The sequence below is a fragment of the Methylobacterium sp. J-026 genome (genome assembly GCF_022829585.1).
Classification (GTDB): Bacteria; Pseudomonadota; Alphaproteobacteria; order Rhizobiales; family Beijerinckiaceae; genus Methylobacterium.
In genome coordinates this window covers 1-1,434 of record NZ_JAKSYC010000052.1, presented here as the reverse complement: position 1 = coordinate 1,434, position 1,434 = coordinate 1, and the positions used below count along the sequence as shown (strand labels likewise).

At 60.1% G+C, this 1,434-nt stretch carries 2 protein-coding genes; both read right to left on the bottom strand.

Annotation, left to right across the window (positions count from 1 at the left end; translation table 11 throughout):
* A partial coding sequence (locus MKK69_RS03460) for a PAS domain-containing protein (RefSeq protein WP_243965477.1) occupies positions 1 to 542 on the bottom strand: 542 nt, incomplete at its 3' end.
* Between the two features lie 150 nt (positions 543 to 692).
* On the bottom strand, positions 693 to 1,073 hold the full coding sequence (locus MKK69_RS03455; RefSeq protein ID WP_243965475.1) for a transposase: 381 nt from the start codon (positions 1,071 to 1,073) through the stop codon (positions 693 to 695).
* Positions 1,074 to 1,434: the final 361 nt, after the last annotated feature.

Sequence of the window (1,434 nt, the reverse complement as noted above, 5' to 3'; positions counted from 1 at the left end):
GCATCCACGAACATGCTGTGGTGCCGCCCCTGAATCTCGTCGAGCCGATAGCCCATCGCGTTGAGGAAATTGGTATTGGCGGTCAGAACGGTGCCATCGAGCGCGAACTCGATCACCGCCTGGGAGCGGTGCAAGGCTTCGAGCTGGCCATCATGGTCGATGTTGCGTAGCACCTGCGCGGTGATGTCGGTAGCGAATTTCACCACCTTCGTGACTCGACCAGCCCTGTCCAGGACCGGATTGTACGTGGCCTGAATCCAGATCTCGCGCCCGTCCTTGGCGATGCGTTTGAACTCGCGGGTTTGACCTTCGCCACTGCGCAGTGCCTCCCAGAACGTGCGGTAGGCGTCGCCATTGCGCTCGCTGGCGGGGACGAACAGCTTGTGATGCTGCCCCTTCACCTCGGTGAGGGTGTAGCCCATTAGGTCTAGAAAGAGCGCGTTGGCGGCCAAAACCGTGCCATCGGAAGCGAACTCGATTCGAGCCCGGGATTTGTCGATCGCCGCCATGAGAGCGCGCAGATCAGCATCGAACAGCGGCATGAATGCCTCCCCCAACTCAACCGCTTGCCGACCAGCGGTCACTTTGAGCAAGATTGTGCACGAGTACGTTGAGCAATTGTTAGCGAGAGTTATAGTGCGGCTTCATCTCTCTGTGAGCCCCCTACGACAGGGGAGCCTTACTTGAGGTAGTCAAGGCGGTGTCGACGCAAGCGACATCACCGAAGCTCCCCACTCCGTCGCGTCGTCCGACTGCGTGTAGAGCGTCTGGAGGATCAGGATTTCGAACATGAGGACCGGGTCGTAGGGCGGGCGGCCACCCTTCGATCCATCGGACCACTTCAGTGCGGTGACCAGCTTCGGTTGGAAAGCCTCGAAGTCGATCAGGGCCGCGAGCTTCAACAGCAGGTCGCCGTTCTCCGACAGGCGCTGATAGTGCTCATCCAGATCGAAGAACCCTAGCTGACCCATCCGAGCCTCCCCCAACGCCATCAGCAGCAGGGAATTACGACACCGTCCCGCACGGAAGGGGTATTTCGAGGTGTCCGAGCGGCCTGCGAAATCGTGGAACAATCTTCTACGCAGTAGACATACACGCGAGCCGGATCGCCGTCCTTACACCATCAGAGTGTCTATTTAGGCGATGCCCAGGGCGTTCGAGGAAAGATCCTTCCAACGCCTCTGCGTTTTCACACAGCCTCGGTGGGGAGCGGACCCTGACCTTTCGCCCTGAAGCAGACGGTTCGCCTCCGACCGAGGCTGTGTCAAAACCCATTGATCGTGGCTGCCAGCGTCGATCAGCAGGATGACGACGGCGGCGCGGTGGGCTGCTTCAGGCTCGAATGGCCTGGATGAGCCAGGTTGCGCCGAACAGTCGGATCATCCGCTTCACGTTGTAGGCGAGGATCGCGAGGCTCATCTCGGTTCTCACGCC